The sequence below is a fragment of the Amycolatopsis sp. La24 genome, from assembly GCF_029087445.1.
In the GTDB taxonomy this organism is placed as follows: Bacteria; Actinomycetota; Actinomycetes; order Mycobacteriales; family Pseudonocardiaceae; genus Amycolatopsis; species Amycolatopsis nivea.
On the sequence record NZ_JARACH010000001.1, the window covers coordinates 438,646 to 452,447 of the forward strand.

Annotated in this window: 15 protein-coding genes and 1 pseudogene; 6 read left to right on the forward strand and 10 right to left on the reverse strand. The window is 69.7% G+C overall.

Features of this window, described 5'->3' with window-relative positions:
• Nucleotides 1-34 precede the first annotated feature (34 nt).
• From rox to PUT80_RS46260, 6 genes and pseudogenes are all read right to left on the reverse strand, one after another.
• The gene (gene rox, locus PUT80_RS02260) at nucleotides 35-1,462 is read right to left on the reverse strand and encodes a rifampin monooxygenase (RefSeq protein WP_275290915.1); all 1,428 of its coding nucleotides are present in this window, start codon (nucleotides 1,460-1,462) and stop codon (nucleotides 35-37) included.
• 176 nt (nucleotides 1,463-1,638) lie between these two features.
• Entirely contained in the window at nucleotides 1,639-2,283 is a 645-nt protein-coding gene (locus tag PUT80_RS02265; protein WP_275290916.1) for a methyltransferase domain-containing protein, read from the reverse strand.
• Between the two features lie 52 nt (nucleotides 2,284-2,335).
• The gene (locus PUT80_RS02270; RefSeq protein WP_037806167.1) at nucleotides 2,336-3,952 is read right to left on the reverse strand and encodes an acyl-CoA dehydrogenase family protein; all 1,617 of its coding nucleotides are present in this window, start codon (nucleotides 3,950-3,952) and stop codon (nucleotides 2,336-2,338) included.
• Nucleotides 3,936-4,541 (reverse strand): TetR/AcrR family transcriptional regulator, encoded by a 606-nt coding sequence (locus PUT80_RS02275; protein ID WP_275290917.1) that lies wholly within the window; start codon nucleotides 4,539-4,541, stop codon nucleotides 3,936-3,938. The genes PUT80_RS02270 and PUT80_RS02275 overlap by 17 nt, the downstream gene beginning before the upstream one ends.
• Before the next feature lie 33 nt (nucleotides 4,542-4,574).
• Nucleotides 4,575-4,952, reverse strand: coding sequence for a hypothetical protein (locus tag PUT80_RS02280; RefSeq protein ID WP_275291100.1), 378 nt, complete (start codon nucleotides 4,950-4,952; stop codon nucleotides 4,575-4,577).
• Nucleotides 4,953-4,954: 2 nt separating this feature from the next.
• Nucleotides 4,955-5,110, reverse strand: a pseudogene (locus PUT80_RS46260) (AAA family ATPase); the annotation flags it as partial.
• 86 nt (nucleotides 5,111-5,196) lie between these two features.
• Between PUT80_RS46260 and PUT80_RS02290 the strand changes: the two are divergent.
• Entirely contained in the window at nucleotides 5,197-6,063 is an 867-nt protein-coding gene (locus tag PUT80_RS02290) for an LLM class flavin-dependent oxidoreductase (RefSeq protein WP_275290918.1), read from the forward strand.
• Here PUT80_RS02290 and PUT80_RS02295 read toward each other — a convergent pair.
• A complete protein-coding gene (locus PUT80_RS02295; RefSeq protein ID WP_275290919.1) occupies nucleotides 6,060-6,653 on the reverse strand; it encodes a hypothetical protein in 594 nt (197 codons plus the stop codon). The two genes, PUT80_RS02290 and PUT80_RS02295, sit on opposite strands and share 4 nt — an antisense overlap.
• A 61-nt stretch (nucleotides 6,654-6,714) precedes the next feature.
• Between PUT80_RS02295 and PUT80_RS02300 the strand changes: the two genes are divergently transcribed.
• From PUT80_RS02300 to PUT80_RS02310, 3 genes are all read left to right on the forward strand, one after another.
• Complete coding sequence (locus PUT80_RS02300; RefSeq protein ID WP_275290920.1) at nucleotides 6,715-7,425, forward strand: SDR family NAD(P)-dependent oxidoreductase; 711 nt, start codon at nucleotides 6,715-6,717, stop codon at nucleotides 7,423-7,425.
• 652 nt (nucleotides 7,426-8,077) lie between these two features.
• The gene (locus PUT80_RS02305) at nucleotides 8,078-9,103 is read left to right on the forward strand and encodes a tyrosine-type recombinase/integrase (RefSeq protein WP_051173085.1); all 1,026 of its coding nucleotides are present in this window, start codon (nucleotides 8,078-8,080) and stop codon (nucleotides 9,101-9,103) included.
• 4 nt (nucleotides 9,104-9,107) lie between these two features.
• Nucleotides 9,108-9,569 carry an SRPBCC family protein gene (locus tag PUT80_RS02310; protein ID WP_043838676.1) on the forward strand — a complete coding sequence of 154 codons (462 nt, stop codon included), beginning with the start codon at nucleotides 9,108-9,110 and terminating at the stop codon, nucleotides 9,567-9,569.
• A gap of 401 nt (nucleotides 9,570-9,970) precedes the next feature.
• On the opposite strand, the gene PUT80_RS02315 is transcribed toward PUT80_RS02310, so the two are convergent.
• Nucleotides 9,971-10,792 carry a hypothetical protein gene (locus tag PUT80_RS02315; RefSeq protein WP_275290921.1) on the reverse strand — a complete coding sequence of 274 codons (822 nt, stop codon included), beginning with the start codon at nucleotides 10,790-10,792 and terminating at the stop codon, nucleotides 9,971-9,973.
• A gap of 95 nt (nucleotides 10,793-10,887) precedes the next feature.
• Nucleotides 10,888-11,259 (reverse strand): hypothetical protein, encoded by a 372-nt coding sequence (locus tag PUT80_RS02320; protein ID WP_037806666.1) that lies wholly within the window; start codon nucleotides 11,257-11,259, stop codon nucleotides 10,888-10,890.
• Nucleotides 11,260-11,334: 75 nt separating this feature from the next.
• Between PUT80_RS02320 and PUT80_RS02325 the strand changes: the two genes are divergently transcribed.
• Both PUT80_RS02325 and PUT80_RS02330 read left to right on the forward strand, forming a co-directional pair.
• Entirely contained in the window at nucleotides 11,335-12,111 is a 777-nt protein-coding gene (locus PUT80_RS02325) for a glycerophosphodiester phosphodiesterase family protein (protein WP_275290922.1), read from the forward strand.
• 40 nt (nucleotides 12,112-12,151) lie between these two features.
• Nucleotides 12,152-13,150 carry a YafY family protein gene (locus PUT80_RS02330; protein ID WP_275290923.1) on the forward strand — a complete coding sequence of 333 codons (999 nt, stop codon included), beginning with the start codon at nucleotides 12,152-12,154 and terminating at the stop codon, nucleotides 13,148-13,150.
• Here the strand turns inward: PUT80_RS02330 and PUT80_RS02335 are convergent.
• Nucleotides 13,083-13,787, reverse strand: a complete 705-nt coding sequence (locus PUT80_RS02335; protein ID WP_051728517.1) for a transglycosylase family protein — start codon at nucleotides 13,785-13,787, stop codon at nucleotides 13,083-13,085. The two genes, PUT80_RS02330 and PUT80_RS02335, sit on opposite strands and share 68 nt — an antisense overlap.
• Nucleotides 13,788-13,802: the final 15 nt, after the last annotated feature.

A 13,802-nucleotide genomic window follows, 5' to 3' on the forward strand; every position in this document is an offset into this window, starting at 1 on the left:
CCAGGGAAGCCGGGAAACCCGCCCCGCTACGTCCTCATCGCTTCGCGCCGAACCATTGCAACAGGTGCTTCTCCAACTCGCGCTGATCCTCGCCGGTCCAGACCACATGGCCGTCCGGACGCAGCAGCGCGGCGGGCACGTCGAGGTCCTCGCTCACGTCCACGACGCGGTCGACCCGGTCCGCCCAGCCTTCCGCCGACAGCTGCCCGTTCTGGTCCAGCAGCAGCCCTCGGCCCTGGTGCATCAGCTCGTACAGCCGTCCCCGCTTGAGCGCCAGGTCCGGCATCCGCCGCCCGAGCAGCGGATGCCCTTCGCCGAAGTCGTAGCGGATGTCGAGCGCGAGGACCTTCTCCAGCAGCAGCCGGTTGACCTCCTCGAAGGCCATCAGCTCGGTCAGCAGCCGCCGCATCGCGCGGCCGTCCGGATCGGGCGACATCACCACGGCCTGCGCGCGGACGTTGTCCAGCACCGCGTCCGCGACCGGGTGCCGTTCGGCCTCGTAGGTGTCGAGCAGTCCCTCCGGAGCCCAGCCGTTGACCTCGGCGGCGAGCTTCCAGCCGAGGTTGAACGCGTCCTGGAGGCCGAGGTTGAGCCCCTGCCCGCCCAGCGGCGGGTGCACGTGCGCCGCGTCCCCGGCGAGCAGCACCCGGCCGACGCGGTAGTGCTCGGCCTGCCGGGTCGCATCCCCGAACCGCGAGAGCCAGCGAGGGGAGTGGACGCCGAAATCCGTTCCGGCGTACTCGCGCAGCTGCTGTTTGACCTCGTCCAGCGTCGGCCTCCGCTCCTCCCGGTCCTCGACCACCCCGGCCGCGGGCACGACCACGCGGAACATCCCGTCGCGCAGCGGCCCGACCCCGAACCACAGCTGCGTCTTGCGGATCTCCATCACCCGCGCGGTGATTTCGGCGGGATCCGCGGTCGCCTCCATCTCGCCCAGCAGCACTTGGCGACGCGCGGGCTCGCCCGGGAACGCGACGCCGAGCGCCTTGCGCACCGTGCTCCGCCCGCCGTCGCAGCCGACCAGATAGCGCGCCCGAAGTTCGCTGCCGTCGGCCAGCGAAACGCTCACCCCGTCGTCGTCCTGGCTCAGCCCGACGACCTCGCACCCACGCCGGATCTCCGCGCCCGCCGCGACCGCGTGCTCGGCCAGCAACCGATCGGTGATGGGCTGCGGAAGCCCCAGCACGTACGGATGCGACGTGTCCAGCCGTTCCGGCGCGGGCCGCGCGATCCCCGCGAAGAAACCCCCGGCCGGATGCGTCGACCCCTCGGCGAGGAACGGCTCCAGCATTCCCCGCTGGTCCAGGACCTCCATGCTGCGCGAGTGCATCCCCAGCGCGCGCACGTACTTCGGCGGTTCCGCGTCCTTTTCCAGCACGACCACGCGCACCCCGTGCAGCCGCAGCTCCGCGGCCAGCATGACGCCCGCCGGCCCGGCCCCCACCACGATCACGTCCACCATGAACTTTGCGTCCCCTGTACCGGAGCCGCTTCCCGCCCGCGGTATTTCCGCAGGCAGTGGCTCCGGCGGACGATTGTGGAGCACCACCCGGGCCTTGCCGCAAGCCCCGGGGTGCGCTATATGTTGAAGGGGACAGGGAGAAGTCCCTGCCCCCTTCTGTCCCCAGTGGACGTTCCTCAGCCCTCCTTGCGGGCCATCACGTACGCCTGATCGGTCGCCTCGTAGCTCGGGCCGGGCTTGCGCACCAGCCGCGCGTCCACCACGAAACCGGCGTCAGTGAGCAGCTGCGCGACGAAATCCGGATCCAGCCGGTACGCGTCCGCCGCGATGTCGTGGCCGTAGGCGTTTTCGATGCGGCGACGCTGGTTGTCGCCCACCTGGAACGCGGTCAGCAGCCAGCCGCCGGGACGCAGCACCCGCGCGAGTTCCTTGGCCAGCACCGGAAGCTCCTCGGGCGGCGTGTGGATCAGCGAATACCACGCGAGCGCCCCGGCGAGCGAGCCGTCGGCGACATCCAAAGCAGCGAGCGAGCCGACCTCGAAGCGCACGCTCGGATGCGTCCGGCGGGCGACCTCGACCATCGTGGGGGACAGGTCGACGCCGAAGACGTCCAAGCCCAGCGACGCGAGGTACCCGGTGAGACGGCCGGGCCCGCAGCCCAGATCGCCCACCGGCCCCTCGCCGGTCAGCTCCGCGAACGCGCCCAGCATCGTCCGGTCCCACGTGCTCGACTCGAGGAAATCCTTCAGCAGTTCGGCGTACGACTCGGCAACGGTGTCGTACGCGGTCCGCGTCTCGGTTACGTAAACAGGTTCGGTCACGGGCAGGGACAGTAGCCCCCGCCGCCGCGCCCCGTCCGGCGAAACACGCGGACTAGACGCGAGCGCGGGCGATGATCGCGGAAGTGTCGGTTCCAGCGGGCAAAGTACCGAAAGCCAGCCCCCAGTCGCCGCCGAACCGCGTGCCGCAGAACGCGTCCGCCACCGCGCGCGGCGCGTGCCGCACAAGCAGCGAACCCTGCAGCACCAACGCCATCGACTCGACCACCCGCCGCGCCCTGAACTCCAGATCGTCCACATCGGACAGATCCTTCTTGAGCCGGTCGACCGCGTCGTCGAGCCGCGCGTCCCCGCCCGCGGCCTGCTCGACCTCGGCGAAGAACGCGGCCACCGACTCCGGCTGCCGTCCCATCGCGCGCAACGCGTCCAGCGCCGCGACGTTGCCCGACCCCTCCCAGATCGACATCAGCGGGGCCTCCCGGTACAGCCGCGGCATGCCCGACTCCTCGACATACCCGTTGCCGCCAAAGCATTCCAGCGCCTCGGCCGCGTGCATCGGCGCCCGCTTGCACACCCAGTACTTGGTCACCGCGAGCCCGAGCCGCCGGAACGCCTGCTCCTGCTCGTCGTCGCGCCGGTCGCCCGCGGCCGCGAGCCGCATCGACGCCGCCACCGCCGCTTCCGCCTCGATCACCAGGTCCGCCAGCACGTTCGCCATCAACGGCTGGTCCACGAGCGCCTTGCCGAACGCGTACCGGTGCGTCGCGTGGTGCACCGCGCGGACCGCGCCCAGCCGCATCCCCGACGAACTGCCGAGCGCGCAGTCGAGCCGCGTGTTGTTGACCATCTCGATGATCGTGCGGACCCCGCGGCCCTCCTCTCCGACAAGCCAGCCCACCGCGTCGTCGTACTCGATCTCCGACGACGCGTTCGACCGGTTGCCGAGCTTGTCCTTCAAGCGCTGCAACCGGATCGGGTTCCGGCTGCCGTCCGGGAGCACCCGGGGGAGCAGGAAACAGGACAGCCCGCCGGGCGCCTGCGCGAGCGTGAGGAACATGTCCGACATCGGCGCGCTGGTGAACCACTTGTGCCCGACCAGCCGATAGCTGCCGTCGCCCGCGGGCCGCGCCGCGGTGGTGTTGGCACGGACGTCCGAACCGCCCTGCTTCTCGGTCATCGACATGCCCGCGATCAGCCCGCGCTTCGTGCCCGGCTCGCGCAACCCGAAGTCGTACTCGGTCGACGCCAGCAACGGCTCGTACTTCTCGGTCAGCTCAGGATTGGCGCGCAACGCCGGAACCGCCGCGTACGTCATCGAAATCGGGCAGGTGTGCCCGGCCTCGGACTGGCTCCAGACATAGAACTTCGCCGCCCGCGCCGCGTGCGCCCCCGGCCGCTCGTCCCGCCACGGCGCGGCCTGCAGCCCGTGCGACACCGCGACGTTCATCAGGTCGTGCCAATGCGGATGGAACTCGACCTCGTCGATCCGGTGCCCGAACCGGTCGTGCGTGCGCAGCACCGGCTCGTTCTCGTTGACCAGCCTGCTCCACTCCTGCACCTGCTCACTGCCGGCGAGCCGCCCGAGCTCGTGCAGCTCATCGACCACCCACGCCGCCTCGGTGCGCCCGACCGCCTCCGCCAGCGCCGGATCGGCGGCGGTGTCGTGCTCCAGCGGCGGAACCTGATTGACGACCTCATGCGTTGCGGGCATCCGAACCTCCCAGTGACCGCACGACAAACGTGCTCAACTCGCTGACCTCCGCCGACCCGCCGCTGGTCAGCGGGCCGATCAACACCTCCGCCGCGGCGCCGACCAACGCCGCCGCACTGACCGCCGCGTCCTGCGCGGGCAACACCCCGGCGCGGACCCCTTCGGCGACATGCTCGGCGACGACGTCCCGGAACACCCGCCGGAACTCGAGCCGCTCCGCGTCGATCACCGCGTCCACCGGCTCGGCCAACAGGGCATACGCCAGCCGCGGCGCCTTCAACGCCCGCAACGCGAACGTCTCGAACACCGCCACGACCCGAGCCACCGGATCGGCCGGGCCCGTCGCCGCGGACCGCACGGCCTCGACCTCGCGCGAGACGACCTGCCGGAAGACCCGCACGACCAGATCGGCCTTGGTGGGGAAGTGCCGGTACACCGTGCCGACCGCGACCCCGGCCCGCTCAGCGACGGCGGCTACCGAGCAACCGGAGTACCCGTGTTCGGCGAGCTGCTGCACTGTCGCGTCCAGGATGGTCTCCCGGAGCGCGTCGAGGCGCTCCTGGACTTTGGGCGTTCTGCGGTAGGCCACGGGAAGAAGTGAACCATCGATTCACAACTTGCGTCAACGGTCTCGGATCCGGGTGTCGCGACAGATCCGGTCGACGGTGCCGGAGAGGGGAGAGTCCTGCGGGATCACGACCTCGCCAGGGACGCCGAGCCGATCGTCAGGCTCGAACCACGAGGCCATGTCGGCGGTCGTGAACTGCGCCGCCTCAGGCCGGGTGCCATGGCGAGCGAACGTCTCGGCCAGCTCCACCTGCAGGAAATACACCAGCGTCCGGCCTCGGTGTGCGGCGATCAGCTCCCTCAGCGCGGGACCGTAGGAGGCGGCGCTGAGGATGCCCTCGACGATGACCGGCGAGCCCGCATTGAGCAGAAACCCCGCCGAGTGCGTGATGAAGCTCGGAGCCAGACCGCCGGGGAGGTCTTTTTCTCCCACAGCAGTTCTCGCCGCATGACGTCCTGCCCGAGCACAGCCATCCCGCGCCCGTGCCTTCTGCGCACCGCGTGCGCGACGGATGACTTCCCCGCGCCGCTCGGACCCCTGAGGATCACCAGGAGACTGTCCGGCGATCCGACCCGCTCGTAACCCAGCACGGCGACGATCCTGCCACCCCGAACACCCGCCGAACCGGGCTAAATTCGCTTGCCCCGCCAGCACTTCCGCCGGGACCATGCCCGTTATGCGGTTCTCGATCAACATCCCGAACTTCGGCGACTTCGCCGATGCCCGGACCGTGGCGAGAGTGGCGGCAGCGGCCGAACAAGAAGGCTGGGACGCGCTGTTCCTCTGGGACCACGTGGTCCACGACAAGGAAATCCGCCGCGGCCAGCCGTTCGGCGATCCCTGGATGCTGCTGACCGCGGCCGCGCTCGCGACCTCCACGCTCAAGATCGGCACGCTCGTCACCGCGGTGCCCCGCCGCCGTCCCGAGCACCTCGCCCGCCAGGTCGCCACCCTCGACGCGCTCAGCGGCGGACGCGTCATCTTCGGCGCCGGCCTCGGCGGACCGATCCAGGACGAGTTCGGCAGCTTCGGCGAACCCACCGACCCGGTCGTCCTCGCCGAACATCTCGACGAAAGCCTCGGCCTCCTCGACCGCTACTGGTCCGGAAACCCCGTCGACCACGACGGCAAGCACTACCAAGTCCGCGACGTCACCCTCCGGCCCGCCACCGTCCAGCAACCGCGCCCGCCGGTCTGGCTGGCCGCCGTGTGGCCCAACCGCAAGCCCGTCCGCCGCGCCGCGCGCTGGGACGGCGTCGCCCCGCTGTTCAAAAACGCCACCCACGGCGTCGCCCCGGCCGCGGAAGACGTCCGCGACGTCGTGGCCTACGCCCGAAAACACGGCGCGGGGGAGAAGTTCGAGTTCGTCGTCGGCGGCGCCTCCCCGGGCGACCCGACCCGAGCCCGAGACCTCATCGCCCCGCTGGCCGAAGCCGGCGCGACCTGGTGGGACGAACGGCAGCTGATCACCACCAGCGACCTCGACCGTCTCGAACCCACCTTGCGCCGCATCAGCCAAGGCCCGCCGAGGGGAGTGGACTAGACCTCGACCACCAGCACCCGGCTCAACCGCTCCGCCAACGGCCGCACCGACTCCGCCGACACCTCGCCGCCCAGCCCATCCGCCGGAAGGAAACGCACGGTCGTCCCGGTCGTCCCGTCCGACGGCACCGCAACCAGCTCGTCCGCCGGAACGCCGTCGCGATACCGCTGCGTCCACGCGCCCTCAGCCCGCCGATTCGTGTGCACCAACCACTCGCTCAACGCCGCGACCACCGACATCCCGTACCGCGGATACCCGTCCGGGAGGGGAGTGGCGGGCGGAGAATCGAAGTACCGGAAGTCTTTCGTCGCCATCACCGGCTTCCGCACCGGCCGTCCGTCGTCGTCTACCGCCATCTGCGTCCCGCGCCCGTCGTCCGAGACGGAGACCGAACCGTCCGAGTGAAATTCGACGACCGCCCGGCCCGCACCGCGATCCTCGGCCTCGTCCGCGGCGTAGGCGAGCACCTCCAGGATCAGATGACACATTCCGGTCGGCGCGTACCGCACTGGGTTGTCCCGGATCAACCGCAAGTGGTCAGGATCGTGATCACGGGACCAGTCGTGCGTCGTCGGCTCAGGCAGCGGCATCTTCCCATCCTGCCACCGGACGCTTGACCTGGTCCGCGCTCCAGCACATACGTTCGCCGCCATGACGACAACGCTCATCACCGGTGCCACCAAAGGACTCGGCTACGAAACCGCCCGCCGCTTGGTCGCTGCCGGACACACCGTCTACCTCGGCGCCCGCGACGCCGCCCGCGGCGAACGAGCCGCGGAAGAACTCGGCGCACGAACCGTCCAGCTCGACGTCACCGACGAAGCATCGGTCCTCGCCGCAGCGAAAACCATCGAGGCGGACGGGGGACTGGACGTCCTCGTCAACAACGCAGGCATCGCCGTCGAACTGAAGAGCGATGGGGAATCGGTCGGAGCAGCGGAAACCACGGCCGAGTTGATGCGGGAAACGTTCGAGACCAACGTCTTCGGCGTCGTGCGGGTGTTGCACGCGTTTCTGCCTCTCCTGCAACGATCGTCCGCGCCAGTGGTGGTGAACGTCAGCAGCGCGCTCGGATCGCTGGGCAGGATGACGGACGAGGCAACACACCAGTACGCGTACCGCGGCGTCGCATACCCGGCGTCGAAGGCCGCGGTGAACATGGTGACCGTCCAGTACGCCAAGGCGTTTCCCGGGATCCGCATCAACGCCATCGAGCCTGGCTACACGCAGACGGACATCAACGGACGCCGCGGAGGACAGCCGGTCGAGCAAGGTGCGGAGATCATCGTCCGGATGGCGCAGATCGGCGTCAGCGGACCGACCGGCACCTACACGGACATCAACGGCCCGCTGGTGTGGTGAGCGCGTACGGGCGGGCGAGTGGCGTCGGACGCCGTCTCACCGCTTACTTGACATAATGTACATTATCGGCGTTTCGCTGACCTGCAGATCAGCAGGTTGAGGAGAGGTTTCCTGCGGGCTCTGGCGGCCATATGACTTGTCTCTGCACGCATCGACACGGCGTTCGGGAACTCGTTGGCTCAGCGGCCTCCTCAGCGCACGTCGCTGACGGAGCTCTCCGGCCAGACCCGAGGCGAGTCCGCCAGAGAGCAACCCGAGATCCCCGACGGGAACTGCCGTCCCAGTCGTGCTTAATTCGTCACCGTGACGAATTAAGCACGACTGGCAGGACATTGAGGTTGGAGCACAACAACTTTCCGAACGTGCCGACACTGGCTCAGGCAGCCTGAAGATCCACTCGACCAGATGAACGCATCGTGGATCCAGTCCGATGTCAGACTCAGTCAAGCCGCTGAAGTCGGCCTCAACAGCGAGATTCCGCAGCACGCGGGGCGCTCCAGAGCTCTAACGGAGCGATCGGAAAGCACTGTCCCCCAAGGGGATTCAGCCCCTTCTCAAGCCCGGCAGAACCCCTCCCGCAGCCATGTTTCATGCATAATCGCTATTATGCATCATATATCAGACGACGGATAGCGTCGAAATTGTCGGTGCTGTGCGGTACAAGATCACTATGCTCGTTTCCGAGGCACAGCAAGCGTTCTTCGCCGCACGGCGGCCGCGCAAGGACTCGCCGCACACCACTGCCGCCTATCGGCGGGACCTCGCCGGGATCACCGCTCTCCTGCTGGCGGAGCTGGGGCGCGACGAGGTGGACGTCGAAGAGCTGACAGCGCCGGTGCTGCGGGCTGCCTTCGGCGCGTTTGCCGACAACCACGCGAAAAGCTCGGTGCTGCGGGCGTGGTCGACGTGGAATCAGTTCCTCACCTTCTGCGTCTCGGACGGACTGCTGCCCGGCAATCCCATGGGAGCGGTCGCGCGGCCCAAGACTCCCCCGCTCACGCCGAAACCGTTGCGGGGCGAGGAAACTCCCGAGCAGCTGCTCACCGCGGCGGCCGACGGTGCCCGGCGTGCGCGGGATCCTTGGCCCGAGCGAGACGTGCTGGTCCTGGCGTTGGGGCTGGTCGCGGGTCTGCGAGCAGCGGAGATGCGCGCGCTCACGCCGCGGTCGGTGGTCGGGCGAGATGGCGAACTGCGGTTGCACGTCCACGGCAAGGGCAGCAGGGACCGGTCGATCCCGGTGCAACCGGCAATGGCGAAACTGATCGAGGACTATCAGGCTTCGTGTCGCCGGCGGTTCCCCCGGCAGCGATTCCCGGCGAGCGAGCCGCTGCTGCGGGACCGGGCGGGCGAACCGATCGGCCGCGGTGCGCTGGAGTACCTGGTGAAGTCGTGCTACCGATGGGCCGGCTTGCATGACAGGGTGCCGACGGGCGCGAATCTGCACGCTCTGCGGCACACCTTCGCCACGCGGCTGGCCGAAGACGGTGCCACCGCGTCGGAGATCATGTCGCTGCTGGGGCACGCGAGCTTGGCGACGAGCCAGAACTACATCGAAGCGACCGGACGCGAACAGCGAGCGGCCGCCGCGAGCAACCGGACCTATCGGGCGCTCAACGGATTGGCTCGGGACGATGCTCCGCAAGAGGGCACTGCGCGGGAGGCCGATGTGATTGCATGAGCGCGTGACTGACGAACCCTCGCGCGTCGTGCGCGCCAGCCGTGAGATCGAGGCCCCCGCCGAGCGGATTTTCGAGCTGATCGCCGACCCGTCGCAGCAGCCGAGCTGGGACGGCAACGACAACCTGGCCGAGTCGAAGCCGGGCCAGCGCGTCCACGCGGTCGGCGACGTGTTCGCCACGACGCTCACGAACGGCTGGGTCCGGGAGAACCACATCGTGGAGTTCGAGGAAGCGCGCCGGGTGGCGTGGCGTCCGTCGGAACCGGGCAAGCAGCCTCCGGGGCATCTGTGGCGCTGGGAACTGAACCCGCTCGGCGAGACGCGTACGGAGGTGACGCACACCTACGACTGGTCGAACCTCGACCCGGACGACGCGATGCGGAACGCCCGCGCCCGCACCATTACGGCGGAGAAGCTGTCGGCGTCGCTGGAGAACCTGGCGAAGGCGGCGGAACTTCCGCAGTAGTAGCTCGGGTTTCCGGCAGGCGCGGGGGTCGCCTCGGAGGTAGCTGCGCGAACGATGCGGGTGATGCGCCGAGGTGGATCCGCGCTGGCTTGGGCCAGGGGTGCGGGGAGATTGGCTGTCACTCCCCTGTGTCTGGCACGCCTGAACCATGTTTTCTCTCACGCGGCTCGACTGTCCCGCCGGAAGTCGAGGAGCGGCAGGTCCGTCCGGTGCGCCGGAAACCAGCGCACCGGACGGAGCGGAGACAAACACGCTCGGAAGCGGGTTTACGTCCGAAGGATGGCCTGACACGCGTCGGTGACGTCGAGCTGGACGGTTCGTGCGCGTCCTGCTGCGGAAAGACGGTTCTCCCCTGCGCGCAAGCCGTCAGTGGCAACCGCGCCGGAGCTTGCCCGAGCTGCTCAGGCCGCGGCCGCACCCCGCGGAAAGTCCTTGCGCTTGATCTTCGCCCTCCGCCCGTCCGGGTGGTGGAACACGATCCCCTCCGCGAGGTGTCCCGGCGAGAATTTGCTGTCCAAAGTGGTCAGGAACTCGCGCAGTCCCTGGTAGCTGCGCGGGACGTCCAGCACCGTGGGCGCTTGGAAGTCGAACGGCACGCACAGGTGGTCCGGCAGCGCCAGCGGGTTCCCCTGGATGCGCGGTCCGAGTGCCTCGCACGGGTGCTCGCCGTCCGGCCAGTGCGAGACGTCGGTGTTTCCCGCGGCGGCGAGGATCCACTTGTCGTCGGCGGACGTTTCGTCGGTGTCGACGTACCAGCCGTCGACGATGCCTTGCTGTTTCTGAGTTTTGCTCGGGTTTCGGCGCTTTTCGACGCGGACCAGGAGGCCGGAGCGGACGGTCAGGCGGACGTTGGTGCCGTCGAGTTTCTCGGTCCCCACTCCGGCTCCGTCGAAGACCCACGCGCATTCGGCGCGGGGCCGGTCGACCACCTGGAAACGCTCGTCGCGTTCGAAGAGCGTGGGGATTTTCTCCATGACTTGGTTGCCTCTCCTGATGTGCCCCAGCAGTTCCTCGTGGCTGATGACGCCCTCGGCCAGTCCGCTCGCCAGCGACCGGACGAGGTCTGCCACTGACACGTCCGCTTCGACGGCGACGTGTTTCAGTGCCTTCTTCTCCTCCGGGGAGATCCAGGCGACGAGCCGCGACCAGCCTTCCGGGGGCGTCCAGCGGGCCGGGGCCGCGGGGTTTTTGCGGGGCCTGCCTCGCCCTCGGGGTTCGTCCATGGCGGGAACGCTAGAGCACCAGCGGAACTTGTGTCAATTGGCATAACGGAAAATAGTCAGCAGTTCAGGAGGCATTTTTCTGCGTAATAACAAGATCAGCGGAGCTGTTCGAGATCCTTCGCCGCTGTGGCGATGTCCTCGGCGAGCTGTCGCAGCTCGCTCGCCGACGCGCCGTCTTGAGCAGCGGTCACGATGTCCTCCGCGGCGCAGCGCAGCTGGAAGAGGCGGTCCTGCAGGGCGGCGATCTCGGTGTCCGACAGCACGACGGCGTCCTCGGGCAGGCCGCTGCGCTGCAGGGCGGTCCGGCGTTCGTAGGCGCGCTGGCGGCAGGACTGCCCGCAGTAGCGCCTGCGGCGTCCGACGTTGCCTGCTTCGGGCAGGCGGCGTCCGCACCAGCCGCAGTGTTTCGGGGCGTTCGTGCGGCGCGGCACGACGCGTTCGTCGCCGGTCAGGGCGTGTTCGGCCAGTTCCCTCACCCGCCGGACTCTAGCTGTCCATCACGTTCTCACGACGGGGCCACACCGATGGCGCAGACTGGAACCATGCGCCCACCGTTTCCGTACCTCGCCGACTCGCTCCCCCGCGCCTTCGCCCACCGCGGCTGGCACATCGGCGACCTCGAGGGGCTGGAGAACTCGCTGCCGGCGTTCCAGCGCGCGGCCGCCGAGGGGTACCGCTATCTCGAGACCGACGTGCACGCCACGTCGGACGGGGTGGTGGTCGTCCATCACGACGCGACGCTCGACCGCACGACCGACGGGCGCGGGGCGATCGCGACCCAGACGTGGGCGCAGCTCAAGGACGTCAAGATCGACGGGCGGGCGCCGTTGTCGCGGCTGGAGGATCTCCTCGAAGAGCTGCCGGAGGCGTTTTTCAACATCGACGTGAAGGCCGACAGCGCGGTGGTCCCGTTCGTGCGGACGCTGCAGCGAACCGGTGCGGTCGGGCGGGTCGCCGCGGCGTCCTTTTCGGACTCCCGGCTGGCTCGGCTGCGGCGGCTGGCCGGGCCGGAGCTGCTGACCGCGATGGGGCCGCGCTCGGCGTTCCTGCTGTGGGCGAACGGCTGGGTGCCGCTGCTGCAGATCAGCCGGTTCTCGGCGGGCTGGCTCGCGCAGGTTCCGGTGCGGCAGGGGCCGTTGAAGGTGGTCGACGAGGCGTTCGTGAAGTCGGCGGTGCGGCGTGGGTTCGAGGTGCACACGTGGACGATCGACGACGCGGACGAGATGCGGACGCTGCTGGACCTCGGCGTGCACGGGATCGTCACGGATCGGCCGGACCTGCTGCGCGAGGTGCTGCGGGAGCGGGGTGCGTGGAGGTAGCGGACAGGAGCTGACCGCTGCTTCAGGCAGGATCGAGGACGTGCCGAAGACCTCCGCGCGGCTGTTGTCGCTGCTCTCGTTGCTTCAGGCTCGGCGGGACTGGCCGGGTGCGCTGCTGGCCGAGCGGCTGGAGGTCAGTCCGCGCACGGTGCGCCGGGACGTGGATCGGTTGCGGGAGCTCGGTTATCCGATCGTCACGACGAAGGGGCCGGACGGCGGTTACCGGCTCGACGCCGGTGCGCGGCTTCCGCCGTTGCTGTTCGACGACGACCAGGCGGTCGCGCTGGCGATCGCGTTGCAGGCGGCGACCGGGGCCGGGACCGAGGAAGCGGCCAAGCGGGCGTTGCAGACCGTGCGGCAGGTGATGCCCGCGCGGCTTCGGCACCGGGTGGACGCCTTGAGCTTCACCGCCGTCGAACGTCCGGCGCCCAGCGCGGATCCGCACACCCTCGTCACGTTGAGCGCCGCCGTGCGCGCCCGGGAGGTGCTGCGGTTCGATTACGCGCCAACGGATACGCCGCCCCGGCGCGTCGAGCCGCATCATCTCGTCACGTGGGGTCAGCGCTGGTATCTGGTCGCGTGGGATCTCGATCGCGAGGACTGGCGGATCTTCCGGGCGGACCGGATCACGCCGCGCACGCCCACGGGGCCGAAGTTCGCCGAGCGCGGGCTGTCCGATGTCGCCGCGTTCGTGGCCGCGCGGTTCCGCGGGACGGATCTGTCCGGCGAATGGCCCTGCCGCGGCGAGGTGATCCTGCGGCTCCCGGCGACGGAAGCGGCGAGCTACCTGGCCGACGGCGTCATCGAGGCGCTCGGGCCGGACCGGTGCCGGGTGAGCCTCGGCGCCTGGTCGTGGCGCGGGCTGGCCGCCTCGTTCGGCCGGGTCGACGCCGACGTCGAGGTCGTCGGCCCGGCCGAACTGAAGGAAGCGTTCCGGCAGCTCGCCGCGCGCTACGCGGCGGCGGGGCGGGTCAGCGCGGAGCCTTGCCTTCCCACGCGGCCTTCCACGTCTTCGGACCCAGCCGGCCCGAGTCGTTGATGCCGTTGGCGCGCTGCAGGTCCAGCACCGCGGTGCGGGTCTTGTCGTAGTAGCAGCCGGTGCCGGTGAAGCCGTAGCCGAAGGCGTTCATCCGCAGCTGGAACGTGCGCAGCGCGGGCGCGCAGTCGCCGTAGGCGTAGACGAGACCGGGCCACGCGGGCGTCGCGCCGGGCGGTCCCGGCGGCGGGGCGGGCTGCGGCTTGGGCGCGGGCGGGGCCGGCAGTCCGCCGCCGCCGATGTACGCGGCTTCTTCCCAGGAGGGAACGCGCTTGCTGCGGGCGTCGCCGTCGTTGGACAGGCCGAGCATGCCGCCGCATTCCCAGGGCTGCCAGCCGCGCATCCGGTACAGGTAGAGCGCGCGGTAGTCCTGCTCGCGGGGGCTGGCCTGGTCGGGGCGGCCCTGGCCGCCGACGCTGCGCCAGGTGGGGAGGTCGAACTGGTAGGCGCCGTAGTAGCCGTTGCCGGTGTTGATCGAGTAGCGGCCGCTCGACTCGCACATGCGGAGCTTGGCCCAGGTGCCCGAGGCGGGGTCCGCGGAGGCGGCGCCGGTGACGACGAGTTCCATGCCGAGGACGGCGACGACGAGCAGCAAGGCTCTGGCGGCGGCCCGTCTGGCAGTGCGAACGCGGTTGGTCATGCCACGCACACTAAG